At 56.0% G+C, this 19293-nt stretch carries 15 protein-coding genes and 4 tRNA genes; all 19 read right to left on the bottom strand.

All coding sequences use genetic code 11. The features are described 5' to 3' along the window. Positions 1 to 21: 21 nt before the first annotated feature. The 19 genes from fusA to birA all read right to left on the bottom strand — a co-directional run bounded on the left by fusA (position 22) and on the right by birA (position 19214). Positions 22 to 2127, bottom strand: coding sequence for an elongation factor G (gene fusA, locus ACLEJQ_RS20310; protein ID WP_440797839.1), 2106 nt, complete (start codon positions 2125 to 2127; stop codon positions 22 to 24). A 30-nt stretch (positions 2128 to 2157) separates the two neighbouring features. Next, positions 2158 to 2628, bottom strand: coding sequence for a 30S ribosomal protein S7 (rpsG, locus tag ACLEJQ_RS20305; RefSeq protein ID WP_024776462.1), 471 nt, complete (start codon positions 2626 to 2628; stop codon positions 2158 to 2160). 104 nt (positions 2629 to 2732) lie between these two features. After that, a complete protein-coding gene (gene rpsL / locus ACLEJQ_RS20300; RefSeq protein ID WP_003186084.1) occupies positions 2733 to 3104 on the bottom strand; it encodes a 30S ribosomal protein S12 in 372 nt (123 codons plus the stop codon). A 215-nt stretch (positions 3105 to 3319) separates the two neighbouring features. Beyond that, positions 3320 to 7519 carry a DNA-directed RNA polymerase subunit beta' gene (gene rpoC, locus ACLEJQ_RS20295; protein WP_440797837.1) on the bottom strand — a complete coding sequence of 1400 codons (4200 nt, stop codon included), beginning with the start codon at positions 7517 to 7519 and terminating at the stop codon, positions 3320 to 3322. 64 nt (positions 7520 to 7583) lie between these two features. Further along, a complete protein-coding gene (rpoB, locus tag ACLEJQ_RS20290; protein ID WP_440797835.1) occupies positions 7584 to 11657 on the bottom strand; it encodes a DNA-directed RNA polymerase subunit beta in 4074 nt (1357 codons plus the stop codon). Positions 11658 to 11877: 220 nt separating this feature from the next. Continuing rightward, the gene (rplL, locus tag ACLEJQ_RS20285) at positions 11878 to 12243 is read right to left on the bottom strand and encodes a 50S ribosomal protein L7/L12 (protein WP_440797833.1); all 366 of its coding nucleotides are present in this window, start codon (positions 12241 to 12243) and stop codon (positions 11878 to 11880) included. Positions 12244 to 12321: 78 nt separating this feature from the next. Then, on the bottom strand, positions 12322 to 12822 hold the full coding sequence (gene rplJ, locus ACLEJQ_RS20280; RefSeq protein WP_440797831.1) for a 50S ribosomal protein L10: 501 nt from the start codon (positions 12820 to 12822) through the stop codon (positions 12322 to 12324). 197 nt (positions 12823 to 13019) lie between these two features. Further along, a complete protein-coding gene (gene rplA / locus ACLEJQ_RS20275; protein WP_440797829.1) occupies positions 13020 to 13715 on the bottom strand; it encodes a 50S ribosomal protein L1 in 696 nt (231 codons plus the stop codon). Continuing rightward, positions 13715 to 14146 carry a 50S ribosomal protein L11 gene (rplK, locus tag ACLEJQ_RS20270; protein ID WP_003176435.1) on the bottom strand — a complete coding sequence of 144 codons (432 nt, stop codon included), beginning with the start codon at positions 14144 to 14146 and terminating at the stop codon, positions 13715 to 13717. The genes rplA and rplK overlap by 1 nt, the downstream gene beginning before the upstream one ends. 117 nt (positions 14147 to 14263) lie before the next feature. Beyond that, positions 14264 to 14797 carry a transcription termination/antitermination protein NusG gene (gene nusG / locus ACLEJQ_RS20265; RefSeq protein ID WP_010443972.1) on the bottom strand — a complete coding sequence of 178 codons (534 nt, stop codon included), beginning with the start codon at positions 14795 to 14797 and terminating at the stop codon, positions 14264 to 14266. 9 nt (positions 14798 to 14806) lie between these two features. After that, on the bottom strand, positions 14807 to 15175 hold the full coding sequence (gene secE / locus ACLEJQ_RS20260) for a preprotein translocase subunit SecE (RefSeq protein ID WP_339481463.1): 369 nt from the start codon (positions 15173 to 15175) through the stop codon (positions 14807 to 14809). A gap of 45 nt (positions 15176 to 15220) precedes the next feature. Then, positions 15221 to 15296: transfer RNA gene (locus ACLEJQ_RS20255), tRNA-Trp, on the bottom strand. Positions 15297 to 15349: 53 nt separating this feature from the next. Beyond that, positions 15350 to 16543: an elongation factor Tu gene (gene tuf / locus ACLEJQ_RS20250; RefSeq protein WP_440797827.1), complete on the bottom strand. Its 1194-nt coding sequence runs from the start codon at positions 16541 to 16543 to the stop codon at positions 15350 to 15352. An 84-nt stretch (positions 16544 to 16627) separates the two neighbouring features. Beyond that, a tRNA-Thr gene (locus tag ACLEJQ_RS20245) sits at positions 16628 to 16703 on the bottom strand. A 26-nt stretch (positions 16704 to 16729) separates the two neighbouring features. Further along, positions 16730 to 16803 (bottom strand) — tRNA-Gly (locus tag ACLEJQ_RS20240). 24 nt (positions 16804 to 16827) lie between these two features. Then, a tRNA-Tyr gene (locus ACLEJQ_RS20235) sits at positions 16828 to 16912 on the bottom strand. A gap of 143 nt (positions 16913 to 17055) precedes the next feature. Further along, positions 17056 to 17511 (bottom strand): hypothetical protein, encoded by a 456-nt coding sequence (locus tag ACLEJQ_RS20230; RefSeq protein WP_440797825.1) that lies wholly within the window; start codon positions 17509 to 17511, stop codon positions 17056 to 17058. 7 nt (positions 17512 to 17518) lie between these two features. Continuing rightward, positions 17519 to 18268 carry a pantothenate kinase gene (locus ACLEJQ_RS20225; protein WP_440797823.1) on the bottom strand — a complete coding sequence of 250 codons (750 nt, stop codon included), beginning with the start codon at positions 18266 to 18268 and terminating at the stop codon, positions 17519 to 17521. Then, complete coding sequence (birA, locus tag ACLEJQ_RS20220) at positions 18258 to 19214, bottom strand: bifunctional biotin--[acetyl-CoA-carboxylase] ligase/biotin operon repressor BirA (protein WP_440797821.1); 957 nt, start codon at positions 19212 to 19214, stop codon at positions 18258 to 18260. The genes ACLEJQ_RS20225 and birA overlap by 11 nt, the downstream gene beginning before the upstream one ends. Between the last annotated feature and the right edge of the window lie 79 nt (positions 19215 to 19293).

The following is a 19293-nucleotide window of genomic DNA, read 5'->3' as shown; positions in this document are numbered from 1 at the left end:
CTCCTAGCTTAAAGGGCTGAATCAGCCTTGCTTTTTAGTAACAGTTTCGACGATATGCGACGGAGCTGTATTGTATTTTTTGAATTCCATGGAGTAGCTTGCGCGACCCTGAGACATGGAACGAACGTCGGTTGCGTAACCGAACATTTCACCCAACGGAACCTCGGCACGAATGACCTTGCCGGAAACCGTATCTTCCATACCCAGAATCATGCCACGACGACGGTTAAGGTCGCCCATGACATCACCCATGTAGTCTTCAGGCGTAACGACTTCTACCGCCATGATCGGCTCCAGCAACTCACCGCCACCCTTCTGGGCCAGTTGCTTGGTTGCCATGGAAGCAGCCACCTTGAACGCCATCTCGTTGGAGTCGACGTCGTGGTAAGAACCATCGAACACGGTAGCCTTCAGGCCGATCAGCGGATAGCCGGCAACGACGCCGTTCTTCATCTGCTCTTCGATACCCTTCTGGATCGCCGGGATGTATTCCTTAGGAACCACACCACCTACGACTTCGTTCAGGAATTGCAGGCCCTCCTGACCTTCGTCAGCCGGTGCAAAACGGATCCAGCAATGACCGAACTGGCCACGACCACCGGATTGACGAACGAACTTGCCTTCGATTTCACAGCTCTTCGTGATGCGCTCACGATAGGAAACCTGCGGCTTACCGATGTTGGCTTCGACGTTGAACTCACGGCGCATCCGGTCAACCAGGATGTCCAGGTGCAGCTCGCCCATGCCGGAGATGATCGTCTGACCAGTCTCTTCATCAGTCTTGACGCGGAAAGACGGGTCTTCCTGAGCGAGCTTGCCCAGAGCGATACCCATTTTTTCCTGGTCATCCTTGGTTTTTGGCTCAACGGCAACCGAAATAACCGGCTCCGGGAAGTCCATGCGAACCAGGATGATTGGCTTGTCAGCGTTGCACAAGGTTTCGCCAGTGGTGACGTCCTTCATGCCGATCAAGGCCGCGATGTCGCCAGCGCGCACTTCCTTGATCTCTTCACGGGCGTTTGCGTGCATTTGCACCATACGACCCACACGCTCTTTCTTGCCTTTTACCGAGTTGATCACGCCGTCGCCGGAGGCCAAAACGCCCGAGTAAACCCGGACAAAGGTCAAGGTGCCCACGAATGGGTCGGTAGCGATCTTGAATGCCAGAGCCGCGAAAGGCTCGTCGTCACTTGCGTGACGCTCCATTTCCTCTTCCTCGTTATCCGGGTTCGAACCCTTGATAGCAGGAATGTCGGTCGGAGCAGGCAGGAAGTCGATAACGGCGTCGAGAACCAGGGGAACACCCTTGTTCTTGAAGGAGGAGCCGCAAACAGCAAGAACGATCTCGCCAGCGATAGTACGCTGACGCAGAGCGGCCTTGATTTCCTCGTTGGAGAGCTCTTCACCCTCGAGGTATTTGTTCATCAGCTCTTCACTGGCTTCGGCCGCAGCCTCAACCATGTTGCTGCGCCATTGCTCGGCTTCTTCCAACAGCTCGGCAGGAATTTCCTTACGGACAGGGACCATACCCTTGTCGGAATCATTCCAGTAAACCGCTTGCATGTTGATCAGATCGATCTGGCCCTGGAAGTTGTCTTCCGAACCGATAGCGAGCTGGATAGGCACCGGAGTGTGACCCAGACGCTGCTTGATTTGACCGATCACGCGCAGGAAGTTGGCACCCGCACGGTCCATCTTGTTTACGTAAACAAGACGTGGAACGCCGTATTTGTTGGCCTGACGCCATACGGTTTCCGACTGAGGCTCAACACCCGAAGTACCACAGAACACAACGACCGCGCCGTCGAGTACACGCAGGGAACGCTCAACTTCAATGGTGAAGTCCACGTGGCCCGGGGTATCGATTACGTTGAAGCGATGCTCGTGCGGATACTGCTTCTCAGAACCTTTCCAGAAGGCGGTGATGGCAGCAGAAGTAATGGTAATACCACGCTCCTGCTCCTGCACCATCCAGTCTGTGGTCGCGGCGCCGTCATGCACCTCGCCCATTTTGTGACTTTTGCCGGTGTAAAAAAGGACGCGCTCGGTGGTGGTGGTTTTACCAGCATCCACGTGAGCGACGATACCGATGTTACGGTAGCGGTTAATCGGTGTAGTACGAGCCATAAAGCCCTCGCAAATTGAGTGACGCTAAAATTAGAAGCGGTAGTGCGAGAAAGCCTTGTTGGCTTCAGCCATACGGTGCACGTCTTCACGCTTCTTAACTGCAGCACCTTTACCTTCAGCAGCGTCCAGCAGTTCGCCAGCCAAACGCAGAGCCATGGACTTCTCGCCGCGCTTGCGGGCGAAGTCTACAAGCCAGCGCATGGCAAGAGCGTTACGACGGGACGGACGAACTTCAACCGGAACCTGGTAGGTAGCACCGCCTACGCGGCGCGACTTCACTTCGACCAGCGGAGCGATGGCGTCGAGTGCTTTTTCGAAGAGTTCCAGGGGATCGGAGTTCTTACGCTCTTTAACTTTTTCCAGCGCGCCATAAACGATACGCTCGGCAACGGCTTTCTTGCCGCTTTCCATTACGTGGTTCATGAACTTGGCGAGGATCTGGCTTCCGTATTTCGGATCGTCCAGAATCTCACGCTTGGCTGCTACGCGACGTCTTGGCATTGATAAGCCCTCAAACGGTCTTCAGGTTAGCCCGGGACAGCTGACGCGTGCCCGACCTTACTCTTATCGACTCAATAAAATTAAAAACTGCAAAAAACGGCCGATTATTTCGGACGCTTGGTACCGTATTTCGAACGACCCTGGTTACGACCTTTAACGCCGGAGGTATCCAAAGAACCGCGAACGGTGTGGTAACGAACACCTGGCAAGTCTTTTACACGACCGCCGCGGATCAGTACCACGCTGTGCTCTTGCAGGTTGTGGCCTTCACCGCCGATGTACGAGGAAACCTCGAAACCGTTGGTTAGGCGCACACGGCATACTTTACGCAGTGCCGAGTTAGGTTTTTTCGGCGTAGTGGTGTACACACGGGTGCATACGCCACGACGTTGCGGGCAGTTCTGCAGCGCAGGCACGTCGGATTTCTCGACGATACGCTTACGCGGCTGACGTACCAGCTGGTTGATAGTTGCCATCTACTAGCTCCACTGTTGTCTTGCGACGCTATTGTCTTGCAAGAAAAGCAAAATGGCAGGAACGCATTCCCGCCAAATTTAGGGGATCAAGAGTCTAAAGAGGATCTTGTCCCCAGTCAAGGCAAGGCCCCGACCTCCCCGCCCGCCGGATCTCGACATTTGTCTCGATCCGCCGAACGGGATGACCAGGGCCAGGCACTCAATTATCGCAGAACTCAGTTACCGCTCGAGTTCAGCGCTTCGGTCAGTGCAGCTTCCACTTCACTGGCGCTCACGCGCAGCGGCTTGTCTGCATCACGGCGACGCTTACGCTCGCTGTGGTAGGCCAAACCGGTACCGGCCGGGATCAGACGACCCACGACCACGTTTTCTTTCAGGCCGCGCAGGTAGTCGCGCTTGCCGGTTACCGCCGCCTCGGTCAGTACCCGGGTGGTTTCCTGGAAGGAAGCCGCCGAGATGAACGATTCAGTGGACAACGACGCCTTGGTGATACCCAGCAACACGCGAGTGAACTTGGCGACGAACTTGTCTTCCGCTGCCAGGCGCTCGTTTTCTACCAGGACGTGAGTCAGTTCCATCTGGTCGCCCTTGATGAAGCTGGAATCGCCGGACTCGGAAATCTCAACTTTACGCAGCATCTGACGCAGGATGGTCTCGATGTGCTTGTCGTTGATCTTCACGCCTTGCAGACGATAAACGTCCTGGATCTCGTTCACGATGTACTTGGCCAGCGCGCTCACACCCAGCAGACGCAGGATGTCGTGCGGATCGCTAGGACCGTCGGAGATAACTTCGCCGCGGTTTACCTGCTCACCTTCGAAGACGTTCAGGTGACGCCACTTCGGAATCAGCTCCTCGTACGGATCGCTACCGTCGTTCGGCGTAATGACCAGGCGACGCTTGCCCTTGGTCTCTTTACCGAACGCGATGGTGCCGCTGACTTCAGCCAGGATCGACGCCTCTTTCGGACGACGGGCTTCGAACAGGTCGGCAACACGCGGCAGACCACCGGTGATGTCGCGGGTTTTGGAAGTTTCCTGCGGGATACGGGCGATAACGTCACCGATCGCAATCCGCGCACCGTCCGCAACACCGACCAGGGCGTTGGCTGGCAGGAAGTACTGAGCGATAACGTCAGTGCCCGGCAGCAACAGGTCCTTGCCGTTGTCGTCGACCATCTTCACGGCAGGACGGATGTCCTTGCCCGCAGCTGGACGATCTTTCGGATCGAGCACTTCAATGTTGGTCATACCGGTCAATTCGTCGGTCTGACGCTTGATCGTGATGCCTTCTTCCATGCCCACGTAGGTCACGGTACCTTTCATCTCGGTAACGATCGGGTGAGTGTGCGGATCCCACTTGGCAACGATTGCGCCAGCGTCGACCTTGTCGCCTTCCTTCACCGAAATGACCGCACCGTACGGCAGCTTGTAGCGCTCGCGCTCACGACCGAAATCGTCCGCGATAGCCAGCTCGCCGGAACGGGACACGGCTACCAAGTGACCGTCCACTCGCTCGACATGCTTGAGGTTATGCAGACGGACAGTACCGCCGTTCTTCACCTGTACGCTGTCGGCCGCAGAGGTCCGGCTGGCCGCACCACCGATGTGGAACGTACGCATCGTCAGCTGGGTACCCGGCTCACCGATGGACTGGGCGGCGATGACGCCAACCGATTCACCGATGTTCACCTGATGACCACGAGCCAGGTCGCGACCGTAGCACTTGGCGCAAATGCCGTAGCGGGTTTCGCAGCTGATCGGCGAACGCACGATCACTTCGTCGATGCTGTTCAGCTCGATGAACTCGACCCACTTCTCGTCAACCAGGGTACCGGCAGGAACGATTACATCCTCGGTACCAGGCTTGAATACGTCACGAGCAATGACACGACCCAATACACGCTCACCCAACGGCTCTACAACGTCACCGCCTTCAATGTGCGGCGTCATGACCAGGCCGTGTTCGGTGCCGCAGTCGATCTCGGTCACAACCAGATCCTGCGCCACGTCTACCAGACGACGAGTCAGATAACCGGAGTTCGCAGTTTTCAACGCGGTATCCGCAAGACCCTTACGAGCACCGTGAGTAGAGATGAAGTACTGGAGTACGCTCAAGCCCTCACGGAAGTTAGCCGTAATCGGAGTCTCGATGATGGAGCCGTCCGGCTTGGCCATCAGGCCACGCATACCGGCGAGCTGACGGATCTGCGCAGCAGAACCCCGTGCGCCCGAGTCGGCCATCATGTACATCGAGTTGAAGGATTCCTGATCAACTTCTTCGCCATGACGGTCGATGACTTTCTCTTTCGAGAGGTTGGCCATCATCGCCTTGGAAACTTCGTCGTTCGCCTTGGACCAGAGGTCGATCACCTTGTTGTACTTCTCGCCCTGGGTTACCAGGCCGGAGGCGTACTGACTTTCGATCTCTTTCACTTCCTCGGTAGCGGTACCGATGATGCGAGCTTTTTCATCCGGGATAACGAAGTCGTTAACACCGATGGAAACGCCGGAAATGGTCGAATAGGCAAAACCGGTGTACATCAATTGGTCAGCGAAGATCACGGTCTCTTTCAAACCAACCACGCGGTAGCACTGGTTGATCAGCTTGGAGATCGCTTTCTTCTTCATCGGCAGGTTGACGACGTCGAAGGACAGACCTTTTGGCACAACCTGGAACAACAGCGCACGGCCGACGGTGGTGTCGACGATACGGGTGTTGGTGACGCTGCCACCATCACGATCGTTCACGGTTTCGGTGATCCGCACCTTGACCTTGGCGTGCAGTGCGGCTTCGCCGGCACGGAACACACGGTCAACTTCCTGCAGATCCGCGAACACACGACCTTCGCCCTTGGCGTTGATCGCCTCACGAGTCATGTAGTACAGACCCAATACAACGTCCTGGGACGGAACGATGATCGGCTCACCGTTGGCTGGCGACAGGATGTTGTTGGTGGACATCATCAACGCACGCGCTTCGAGCTGGGCTTCCAGCGTCAGCGGTACGTGCACGGCCATCTGGTCGCCGTCGAAGTCGGCGTTGTACGCAGCACAGACCAGAGGGTGCAGCTGGATAGCCTTACCTTCGATCAGTACCGGTTCAAATGCCTGAATACCCAGACGGTGAAGGGTCGGTGCACGGTTGAGCAGCACTGGGTGTTCGCGAATCACTTCTGCGAGAACGTCCCAGACCTCTGGCAGCTCGCGCTCGACCATTTTCTTGGCAGCTTTAATTGTGGTAGCGAGACCACGCATTTCCAGCTTGCCGAAAATGAACGGCTTGAACAGTTCCAGAGCCATCTTCTTGGGCAGACCGCACTGGTGCAGACGCAGGGTCGGACCTACGGTAATTACAGAACGACCGGAGTAGTCAACACGCTTACCGAGCAAGTTCTGACGGAAACGACCTTGCTTACCCTTGATCATGTCAGCCAGGGATTTCAGAGGACGCTTGTTGGAACCGGTAATCGCACGGCCACGACGACCGTTGTCGAGCAGTGCGTCGACAGCTTCCTGCAACATACGCTTTTCGTTGCGCACGATGATGTCCGGAGCGGACAGGTCAAGCAGGCGCTTCAAGCGGTTGTTACGGTTGATCACCCGACGATACAGATCGTTGAGGTCGGACGTCGCGAAGCGGCCGCCGTCGAGCGGTACCAGTGGACGCAGGTCTGGCGGCAGAACCGGCAGAACGGTCAGGACCATCCACTCTGGGAGGTTGCCGGAGCCCTGGAACGCCTCCATCAACTTCAGACGCTTGGACAGCTTTTTGATCTTGGTTTCAGAGTTGGTTTGCGGAATTTCTTCGCGCAGACGACCAATCTCGTGCTCCAGGTCGATCGCGTGCAGCAGTTCGCGGACTGCTTCGGCACCCATGCGGGCATCGAAATCGTCGCCGAACTCTTCCAGCGCTTCGAAATATTGCTCGTCGTTGAGCAACTGGCCTTTTTCAAGGGTGGTCATGCCTGGATCGATAACGACATAGCTCTCGAAGTAGAGAACGCGCTCGATATCACGCAGAGTCATGTCCATCAGCAAGCCGATACGGGACGGCAGCGACTTCAGGAACCAGATGTGAGCAACCGGCGAGGCCAGCTCGATGTGCGCCATGCGCTCACGACGAACTTTTGCCAGCGCGACTTCAACGCCGCACTTCTCGCAGATCACACCGCGGTGCTTCAAGCGCTTGTACTTACCGCACAGGCACTCGTAATCCTTTACCGGGCCAAAGATCTTGGCGCAGAACAGGCCGTCACGCTCGGGTTTGAACGTACGGTAGTTGATGGTTTCCGGTTTTTTAACTTCACCGAACGACCACGAACGGATCATCTCAGGCGAGGCCAATCCGATACGGATGGCGTCGAACTCTTCGACTTGACCCTGGTTTTTCAGCAAATTCAGTAGGTCTTTCAAGGCCTTTCCTCCTGGCGGAGCAGAGAGCGGGCAAAACAGCCCCGCCCTCGATTCGCGTCACGTGTTATTCGGTTTCCAGATCGATATCGATGCCGAGGGAACGAATTTCCTTGATCAACACGTTGAAGGACTCGGGCATGCCCGGCTCCATACGGTGATCGCCGTCCACGATGTTTTTGTACATCTTGGTCCGACCGTTCACATCGTCCGACTTCACTGTGAGCATTTCTTGCAGAGTGTATGCAGCACCGTAAGCTTCCAGTGCCCAGACCTCCATCTCCCCGAAACGCTGACCACCGAACTGCGCCTTACCACCCAGCGGCTGCTGGGTAACCAGGCTGTAAGAACCGGTAGAACGGGCGTGCATCTTGTCGTCTACCAAGTGGTTCAGCTTCAGCATGTACATGTAGCCAACGGTGACCGGGCGCTCGAACTTGTTGCCGGTACGACCATCGAACAGCTGCATCTGGCCGCTTTCCGGCAGGTCTGCCAGCTTCAGCATGGCCTTGATTTCAACTTCCTTGGCACCGTCGAACACAGGGGTAGCCATTGGAACGCCGCCCTTGAGGTTCTTCGCCAAGTCCAGGATTTCCTGGTCGGAGAAGCTGTCCAGCTCTTCGTTGCGACCGCCGATCTCGTTGTAGATCTCGTGCAGGAACTTACGCAGGTCAGCAACCTTGCGCTGCTCTTCGAGCATGCGGTTGATCTTCTCGCCCAGGCCCTTGGCCGCGAGGCCCAGATGGGTTTCGAGGATCTGGCCAACGTTCATACGCGAAGGTACGCCCAGCGGGTTGAGGACCACATCGACCGGCGTGCCGTTGGCATCGTGCGGCATGTCTTCAACCGGCATGATCACCGAGACCACACCTTTGTTACCGTGACGACCGGCCATCTTGTCGCCCGGCTGGATGCGACGACGGATTGCCAAGTAGACCTTGACGATTTTCAGCACGCCTGGAGCCAGGTCATCGCCCTGCTGCAGCTTGCGCTTCTTGTCTTCGAACTTGTCGTCCAGCAGACGGCGGCGATCAACGATGTAGGCCTGAGCCTTCTCGAGCTGCTCGTTCAAAGCGTCTTCGGCCATGCGCAGTTTGAACCACTGGCCGTGCTCGAGACCGTCGAGAACCTCGTCGGTGATTTCCTGGCCTTTCTTCAGGCCGGCGCCGCCCTCGACCTTGTGGCCGACCAGCGCTGCGCGCAGACGTTCGAAAGTAGCGCCTTCAACGATGCGGAACTCTTCGTTCAGGTCCTTGCGGATCTCGTCGAGCTGACTTTTCTCGATGGACAGTGCACGAGCATCACGCTCGACGCCATCGCGAGTGAAGACCTGTACGTCGATGACGGTACCCTTGGTGCCGGTTGGCACGCGCAGGGAGGTGTCTTTAACGTCGCTGGCTTTTTCACCGAAGATGGCACGCAGCAGTTTTTCTTCCGGAGTCAGCTGGGTCTCGCCTTTCGGAGTGACCTTACCCACCAGGATGTCGCCAGCGCCTACTTCAGCACCTACATAAACGATACCGGCTTCGTCCAGCTTGTTCAGTGCAGCTTCACCCACGTTCGGGATGTCCGCAGTGATTTCTTCCGGGCCAAGCTTGGTGTCACGGGCCACACAGGTCAGTTCCTGGATGTGGATCGTGGTGAAGCGATCTTCTTGAACCACACGCTCGGACAGGCAGATGGAGTCTTCGAAGTTGAAGCCGTTCCACGCCATGAACGCAATGCGCATGTTCTGACCCAGCGCCAGTTCACCCATGTCGGTGGACGGACCGTCGGCCATGATGTCGCTGCGCTGAACCCGATCACCTTTGCTCACCAGCGGACGCTGGTTGATGCAGGTGTTCTGGTTGGAGCGGGTGTATTTGGTCAGGTTGTAGATGTCGACGCCGGCTTCGCCCGGTTCAACTTCGTCATCGGCAACCCGAACCACGATACGGCTGGCATCGACGGAATCGATCACGCCACCACGACGAGCCACAACGCAGACGCCGGAGTCACGGGCAACGTTACGCTCCATGCCGGTACCTACCAGCGGCTTGTCGGCACGCAGGGTCGGTACTGCCTGACGCTGCATGTTCGAACCCATCAACGCACGGTTGGCGTCGTCGTGCTCAAGGAACGGGATCAGCGACGCGGCTACCGACACAACCTGCTTCGGCGATACGTCCATCAAGGTGACGTCTTCCGGCGCCTTGACGGTGAACTCGTTCAGGTGACGTACAGCCACCAGCTCGTCGACCAGCACTTTCTGCTCGTTCATGGTCGCCGAAGCCTGGGCGATCACGTGATCGGCCTCTTCGATAGCGGACAGGAACACGATATCGTCAGTGACCACACCCTCTTTCACCACACGGTACGGGCTTTCCAGGAAGCCATACTGGTTGGTGCGCGCATAAGCCGCCAGGGAGTTGATCAAACCGATGTTCGGACCTTCAGGGGTCTCGATCGGGCATACACGGCCATAGTGAGTCGGGTGTACGTCACGAACTTCAAAGCCCGCACGCTCACGGGTCAGACCGCCTGGGCCGAGTGCAGAGACACGACGCTTGTGAGTGATCTCGGACAGCGGGTTGTTCTGGTCCATGAACTGGGACAGCTGGCTGGAACCGAAGAACTCCTTCACTGCCGCAGCCACTGGCTTGGCGTTGATCAGGTCTTGCGGCATCAGGCCTTCGCTTTCAGCCATCGACAGACGTTCCTTGACCGCGCGCTCTACACGCACCAGGCCAACACGGAACTGGTTCTCGGCCATCTCGCCTACGCAGCGAACACGACGGTTACCCAGGTGGTCGATGTCATCGACGATGCCCTTGCCGTTACGGATGTCGACCAGTGTCTTGAGCACCGCAACGATGTCATCCTTGTTCAGCACGCCCGAACCTTCGATCTCGGTACGACCGATACGACGGTTGAACTTCATCCGGCCGACCGCAGACAAGTCATAGCGCTCAGGGCTGAAGAACAGGTTGTTGAACAGGGTCTCTGCAGCATCCTTGGTTGGTGGCTCGCCAGGACGCATCATGCGATAGATTTCGACCAGGGCTTCCAGTTGGTTGCCGGTGGAGTCGATCTTCAGCGTGTCGGAGATGAAAGGACCGCAGTCGATGTCGTTGGTGTACAGAGTTTCGATACGAACGACCTGGGCCTTGACGATTTTCGCCAGCAGCTCGGTGCTCAGTTCGGTATTGCACTCTGCAATGATCTCGCCAGTGGCAGGATGCACGATTGCCTTGGCCGTGGTGCGGCCCAAGACGTAGTCCATTGGCACCTGCAGCTCTTTGATGCCGGCTTTTTCGAGCTGGTTGATATGGCGAGCGGTAATACGACGACCCTGCTCGACAATAACCTTGCCCTTGTCATCCTGGATGTCGAGGACAGCAATTTCACCACGCAGACGCTGAGGAACCAGCTCCAGGCTCAGGTTTTCACCCTGCACATGGAAGACGTTGGTGGTGTAGAACGCGTCCAGCACTTCCTCGGTGGTATAGCCGAGCGCACGCAACAGTACCGATGCAGGCAACTTGCGACGACGGTCGATACGCACGAATACGCAGTCCTTCGGATCGAACTCGAAGTCCAACCACGAACCGCGGTAAGGAATGATGCGCGCGGAGTAGAGCAGTTTGCCGGAGCTGTGCGTCTTGCCACGGTCGTGGTCGAAGAACACGCCCGGAGAACGGTGCAGCTGGGAAACGATTACACGCTCGGTACCGTTGATAACGAAGGTACCGTTTTCAGTCATCAGGGGAATTTCGCCCATGTAGACTTCTTGCTCTTTGATGTCCTTGATCGCTTTGTTCGACGATTCTTTGTCGAAAATGATCAGGCGCACTTTTACCCGCAAAGGTACGGCGTAAGTTACACCGCGCAATACGCATTCTTTGACATCAAATGCCGGTTCGCCCAAGCGATAACCGACGTACTCCAGCGCAGCATTGCCGGAGTAGCTGATGATCGGGAAAACGGATTTGAAGGCCGCATGCAGGCCCACGTCGCGGAACTGATCTTTAGTCGCTCCCGCTTGCAAGAATTCACGATACGAATCCAGCTGGATGGCCAGGAGGTACGGCACATCCATGACGTCCGGCAACTTGCTAAAGTCCTTGCGGATACGTTTTTTCTCAGTATATGAGTAAGCCATCAGCGTTCCCCAGCTTGGTCACCTGCTTGTTTGGCCTCCCCCGACGGGAGCGACCAGAAAATCGTGCAAACCCCTTGGTTTGCGCCACCGCATCGGGTGGTTAAAGCTCGCTATCAGCGCCAACCCAGTCGGCCGCCAATAACGGAAAAAGGCCGGTGGCAAGAGCCACCAGCCATCAGCCTGTCGCTTAACGCTCGGGCTGGAGACGCAAAGTCGATGCTTACTTCAGCTCGACTTTAGCGCCTGCTTCTTCCAGAGCGGCCTTGGCTTTTTCAGCTGCGTCTTTGGCAACAGCTTCCAGAACCATGGCAGGAGCGCCGTCAACTACAGCCTTGGCTTCTTTCAGGCCCAGACCGGTCAGTTCACGTACTGCCTTGATCACGTTTACTTTCTTGTCGCCAGCTTCGGTCAGCATGACGTTGAACTCGGTTTGCTCTTCAACAACGGCAGCAGCAACAGCTGGACCAGCCGAAGCAGCAGCAGCGGAAACGCCGAATTTTTCTTCGAAAGCTTTGATCAGCTCAACAACCTGCAGAACCGACATTTCAGCTACGGCGTTGAGGATATCGTCTTGAGAGATAGACATTGCTGTATTTCCTGAATTGGGGGACGGCCTACGCGGCCATCGAAATAAACAAAAATACGCGAGAGAGTTTGCTCAGCCTTAGGCTGCGGCAGCTTCTTTTTGCTCGCGAACTGCAGCCAGGGTACGAGCCAGCTTGCTGGTAGCGCCTTGAATCACGCTCATCAGCTGCGAAATGGCTTCGTCGCGGGTCGGCAGTGTTGCCAGTACGTCGATTTGGTTAGCTGCGAGGAACTTGCCCTCGAACGCAGCTGCCTTGATCTCGAACTTGTCCTGACTCTTGGCGAACTCTTTGAACAAACGGGCGGCAGCGCCTGGGTGCTCTTTGGAGAATGCGATAAGAGTCGGGCCAGTGAACACGTCGTTGAGGACACTGTATTCAGTGTCGGCAACAGCGCGCTTGAGCAGGGTGTTACGTACGACACGTACGTAAACGCCAGCTTCACGAGCCTCTTTACGGAGTCCGGTCATTGCGCCTACTGTTACGCCACGGGCATCAGCCACGACAGCGGACAGAGCGACTTTGGCAGCCTCGTTGACTTCAGCGACGATGGCCTTCTTGTCTTCGAGTTTAATTGCCACGGGTTTAACTCCTGCTTGTTACCGTTTCATCCGGTCGAAACCGAATGTCGTTTTGGTGTCTGATTCGGTAAGGAACCGGGAGCACCATCTGCGTAGGCTTGTGGTTTAAGACTTTCGTCGCCTACGGTCTTGGACAGCCCCCGCCAGGCAGGGACCCCAATTTATTGATTGGCGCAGTGACTGCGCCAATCCGAGCTTTACGCGTCGAGCGAGCTCTGATCGATGACCAGACCTGGACCCATAGTGGTGCTCAGGGTGACACGCTTGACGTAGATACCTTTCGAAGAAGCTGGCTTGATACGCTTCAGGTCAGCGATCAGGGCTTCAACGTTTTCCTTCAGCTTGACGGCGTCGAAGCCAATCTTGCCGACGGAAGTATGGATGATGCCGTTCTTGTCGGTGCGGTAACGAACCTGACCAGCCTTGGCATTTTTGACCGCGCTGGCTACGTCCGGGGTTACGGTGCCGACTTTAGGGTTAGGCATCAGGCCACGTGGACCGAGGATCTGACCCAGCTGACCTACAACGCGCATGGCATCCGGGGATGCGATAACCACGTCGTAGTTCAGGTCGCCGCCTTTCATTTCAGCAGCCAGGTCGTCCATACCAACGCGATCGGCACCAGCAGCCAGAGCAGCTTCAGCTGCCGGGCCTTGGGTGAAGACAGCTACACGAACGGTCTTGCCAGTGCCGTGAGGCAGCACGGTAGCGCTACGAACGACCTGGTCGGATTTACGAGGGTCAACGCCCAGGTTCACAGCAATGTCGAACGACTCGCTGAACTTGACAGTCGACAGCTCAGCCAGCAGAGCGGCGGCGTCTACAAAGTTGTAGGCCTTGCCTGCTTCGATTTTGCCGGCGATAGCCTTTTGACGCTTGGTCAGCTTAGCCATTACACACCCTCCACGTTAAGGCCCATGCTACGAGCAGAACCGGCGATAGTACGCACGGCTGCATCCATATCAGCTGCAGTCAGATCCGCGTTTTTGGTTTTCGCGATTTCTTCCAGCTGCGCACGGGTAACGGTGCCAACCTTAACGGTGTTTGGACGAGCGGAACCGCTGGTCAAACCTGCAGCCTTCTTCAGCAGAACCGAAGCAGGGGTGCTTTTTGTTTCGAAAGTGAAGCTACGGTCGCTGTAGACAGTGATGATCACTGGAGTCGGCAGGCCTGGCTCAAGACCCTGGGTACGGGCGTTGAAAGCTTTGCAGAATTCCATGATGTTCACACCGTGCTGACCCAAAGCAGGACCAACGGGTGGACTTGGGTTAGCCTGAGCGGCCTTCACTTGCAGCTTGATGTAAGCGGTAATCTTCTTGGCCATGAGGCACTCCAATTACGGGTTCGAACGCCTCGAAAGGCTCCCCGGTTACTTGCGCGTTTATCCCAGTGACGACAAAACCCCACAGCCTAGGGCTGCGGGGTTGGGATGCCTGCTCAATCAGACCTTTTCGACCTGACTGAACTCCAGCTCTACCGGAGTAGAGCGACCGAAAATGAGCACTGCCACTTGGATCCGGCTCTTTTCGTAGTTAACTTCTTCAACCGTGCCGTTGAAATCAGCGAATGGACCGTCGGTAACACGTACAACCTCACCCGGCTCAAACAGCGTCTTCGGCTTCGGCTTGTCGCTACCATCAGCAACACGACGCAGAATCGCTTCCGCCTCTTTATCCGTAATTGGCGCAGGCTTGTCGGCGGTACCGCCAATAAAGCCCATCACCCGAGGGGTATCCTTGACCAAGTGCCAAGTCCCTTCGTTCATGTCCATCTGTACCAGCACATAGCCTGGAAAGAACTTGCGCTCGCTTTTGCGCTTCTGGCCGTTGCGCATCTCAACCACTTCTTCAGTGGGGACCAGAATCTCGCCAAAGCCATCTTCCATGCCTGCCAGCTTTACGCGCTCAATCAGCGAGCGCATGACATGCTTCTCGTAACCCGAGTAAGCATGCACAACGTACCAACGCTTAGCCACGGGACACCCTTAGCCAACAATCAAGGAAACAAGCCAGCCGAGCAGGGAATCAAGCCCCCACAGCAGCAACGCCATTACCAGAACAACAGCCACAACGATCAACGTGGTCTGCGTGGTTTCTTGGCGAGTCGGCCATACGACTTTACGAATCTCAGTGCGGGCTTCCTTAGCGAGTACAAAGAAAGACTTACCCTTGGCCGTCTGCAAGCCTACAAAGGCAGCAGCGGCAGCAATGGCGAGCAATGCAAGTACGCGGTACAGGATCGGCGAAGCAGAGTAATACTGATTGCCAACAACGCCAACAACCACCAAAGCGACTACCACTAGCCACTTGAGCAGATCGAAGCGAGAGCCTTGAGCTTCAGCTTTAGGAGTCATCTGTGAAGATCCTGTGAAAAGAAAGCCAGACACACTGAGTGAATCTGGCAGGTCAGGAGGGAATCGAACCCCCAACCTACGGTTTTGGAGACCGTCGCTCTGCCAATTGAGCTACTGACCTAAAACAAAATCAGGCCGACCATTATGCCGGCCCGAAAAAGACATTACAACTGTTTACTCGATGACTTTGGCTACGACGCCAGCGCCGACGGTACGACCGCCTTCACGGATAGCGAAACGCAGACCGTCTTCCATCGCGATGGTCTTGATCAGAGTGACAGTCATCTGGATGTTGTCACCTGGCATTACCATTTCAACGCCGTCTGGCAGCTCGCAGTTACCAGTCACGTCAGTTGTACGGAAGTAGAACTGTGGACGGTAGCCCTTGAAGAACGGAGTATGACGACCGCCTTCTTCCTTGCTCAGAACGTAAACTTCTGCGGTGAACTTGGTGTGCGGCTTGACGGTGCCTGGCTTGACCAGAACCTGGCCACGCTCAACGTCGTCACGCTTGGTGCCGCGCAGCAGGACGCCGCAGTTCTCGCCAGCACGACCTTCGTCGAGCAGCTTGCGGAACATTTCAACGCCGGTGCAGGTAGTTTTCTGAGTTTCGCGCAGACCGACGATCTCAACTTCTTCCTGGATACGGACGATGCCACGCTCAACACGACCAGTCACAACAGTACCGCGACCGGAGATCGAGAATACGTCTTCGATTGGCATCAGGAACGGCTTGTCGATAGCACGCTCTGGTTCTGGAATGTAGCTGTCCAGGGTCTCGACCAGCTTACGAACGGCAGTGGTGCCCATTTCGTTGTCGTCTTGACCGTTCAGAGCCATCAGCGCCGAACCGATGATGATCGGAGTGTCGTCGCTTGGGAAGTCGTAGGTGCTCAGCAGGTCGCGAACTTCCATCTCAACCAGCTCCAGCAGCTCAGCGTCGTCAACCATGTCAGCCTTGTTCAGGAAGACAACGATGTACGGAACGCCTACCTGACGGGACAGCAGGATGTGCTCACGGGTTTGTGGCATCGGACCATCAGCGGCCGAGCAAACCAGGATCGCGCCGTCCATCTGGGCAGCACCGGTGATCATGTTTTTTACGTAGTCGGCGTGACCTGGGCAGTCAACGTGCGCGTAGTGACGAACATTGGAGTCGTACTCTACGTGCGCAGTGTTGATGGTAATACCACGAGCCTTTTCTTCCGGGGCGCTGTCGATCTTGTCGAAGTCAACACGGGCCGAACCGAAAACTTCGGAGCAGACGCGAGTCAGAGCAGCGGTCAAAGTGGTTTTACCGTGGTCAACGTGACCAATGGTACCAACGTTGACGTGCGGCTTATTACGTTCGAACTTTTCCTTAGCCATCGAAATCACCCCTAGGAGAAGAATTTAGCAAGTCACACAAGCCATTAAAACAAAGGCAGATATTTTCATATCTGCCTTGTTATATGGAGCTCTTGAGCGGATTTGAACCGCTGACCTCACCCTTACCAAGGGTGTGCTCTACCAACTGAGCTACAAGAGCAAAACACTTTGCACAACCTGCAAACTTGGAGCGGGTAGCGGGAATCGAACCCGCATCATCAGCTTGGAAGGCTGAGGTTCTACCACTAAACTATACCCGCGGAGCTTGCAGCTCACGCTAAAAATGGTGGAGGGGGAAGGATTCGAACCTTCGAAGTCGTAGACGTCAGATTTACAGTCTGATCCCTTTGGCCGCTCGGGAACCCCTCCTAAGCGAGCCGGCATTCTACATCATGCCAGCCTTCTGTCAAGCAATTTCTCATTAAAAAACCTGAGGTTAGCTGCATTGACCATGCTTCGCGGCATTGACTATAAAAGGTCTTCGCTGCGAAGCGGGCGCCATTCTATGCAAACTATCCTGCGGGTGCAACCCCTTCGCATGGCATTATTTTATGTTTTAACTCATTGAATTCTTTAGAAAGGTTTTGAAGCAGCGCCTCACTCACCTTTCCTCCACCTTCCGGCGGTACCTGGACCCAGAATCCTGCCCCCTCAGGGAGTGCTGGCCCAGACAATGTAACGGTACGACCCGCAATACCCGAGGCAACCAGCCGCTGCTCGAGCTGCCTGGCCAATTCTGATCGAACGAAACCGCCAAGATAGATGCAGCTCTTCAGCCCCTCGGCGGCTTTGCCTGAATCACGCCTGGCGAGCGCGTCCGCCGCCTCGCTCAAGAGATGAATATCTTGCTGCGATCCGCGGTACAAGCTCAGCGGGGTTACGTCTTTGGCTCGAAGCGGCGCTTCTTGCTGATGCCATATGTAATAAAAGATATTCAGAACCAACAACAGCAGGAAAAGCCACCGCATAAAAACCTCAAGATAACGGACAAGCCATCGCCAGACCGACAAAAACCAAGTCAGGCACCATCCTGGCATCAGGAACAATCCCGGCAACTAGATTCGCATCCCCTCCCGTGAGGAACACCTCAAAATCCCCTCCCCAGTACTGCCGAGCCAATTCAAGCTGAGTCAGGACGAACCCCCTGAGCATCAGCGTGCAACCCCGCTCAACCGCCTCAACAGTCGCCCGGCCTGGGGCAAGGCTCTCATGAGCCCGCTCCGCTGCAGTATCGTCATAGCGAATTCGCCGGGTATGAGTCCGCAACTGGTTTCGCATCAGCGGCATCCCAGGACATATAAACCCGCCCAGATGCTCACCGTTGGCGGCGACGAAGTCGGCTGTAACCGCAGTTCCAAAGTCAAGCACCAGACACGCGCCCGAGGCAAGATGGAACCCACCAAGCAATGCCAACCAACGGTCGAGACCCAACCGCTCAAAATCCCTATATCCGTTTCGCACGCCAGCCATTTCCTCCGTCGGCACTGCACGAGCCACGGATACTCGAAACGCATCAACCAATGCCGTCACCAGCGAATCGGTTTCCTCCGGAGTCCTTACGCTCACAAGCCGGCATTTTTCCAAATGGAATTTCTCGGCATTACTCAAGCACGCCAAGAGATCTCCATCGGAACTGACCACGCCACCGTCAACAGGAGTCACGCCATCAGAGTGAAGGACCCGCCACTTTATAAAACTATTGCCGCAATCGAGCTCAAGAATCATCACGTAACCTCAAACTGAGCTCACCACCGCTAAAGATTTTTTCCACACCATCCACCTTCAAACGCAGCGCACCCTGGAGATCAATACCCGCCACAACGCCGTCAATCCGAGTAGTCCCAGCAATCAGCGATACAGTTCGCCCCTGCCACAGATGGTAATGCTCCCATTCGGACTGGATCGCGGCGAATCCCGACGCTTGGTGGAGCTTCATATATTGCTGAAGCTTCGCACTCATTCGCGCCACCAACTCATTTCTATCCAAATCCATGCCGATCTCTAGGCACATGGAGGTCCACTGCTGCTCAACCTCATCAGTCGATTGCATGTTCACATTAATACCGATACCCAGGACAACGTGACAAACGTCTGCAGGATCTCCCACCAACTCCAGCAAGATTCCCGCAATCTTCTTCTCTCCCACCAGCACGTCGTTTGGCCATTTCAGTCCCGCCTCGACAACCCCCATATCACGCAATGTATGCATGACTGCAAGGCCAACTACGAGGCTAAGCCCTTCGAGTTGTCGCATACCGCCATCAATGCGCAATACGAGACTGTAATAAAGATTGTCGGCAAACGGACTGACCCACTTACGCCCTCGTCGCCCGCGCCCAGCCACCTGTCGTTCAGCCAGGATAAGGAATGGCGCCTCTACCCCGCGCTCGATTGAGCGCAGCGCCTCGGCATTGGTGGAGTCAATCACGTCGAATGTATGGACAGGCCACTCACACAGCCCTTTTGCACGAATTTGCGCTGCATCAAGAAGCAATAGCGGCTTAGCCAGCTGGTACCCCCTGCCACGCACTTTGTGAACGGACAACCCGAACTCGGCTTCAAGGAGTTGCAACTGCTTCCACACAGCACTACGACTGACGCCCAGGGCGCCACCAAGCGCCTGACCGGAATGAAAGCGTCCATCCTTGAGAAGTTTTAGCAACGTGAGCATGCGGACTGCGCCCTGATAATAAGGCCCGCATGATAGCCACGAGAAAGGCAGTTGCATAGAAACACAGGATCACTTTTCC

Source organism: Pseudomonas sp. SMV71 (assembly GCF_052042015.1).
GTDB lineage: Bacteria > Pseudomonadota > Gammaproteobacteria > Pseudomonadales > Pseudomonadaceae > Aquipseudomonas.
The sequence above is the reverse complement of the archived record's forward strand: the minus strand, read 5'-3'. Positions and strand labels throughout refer to the sequence as shown.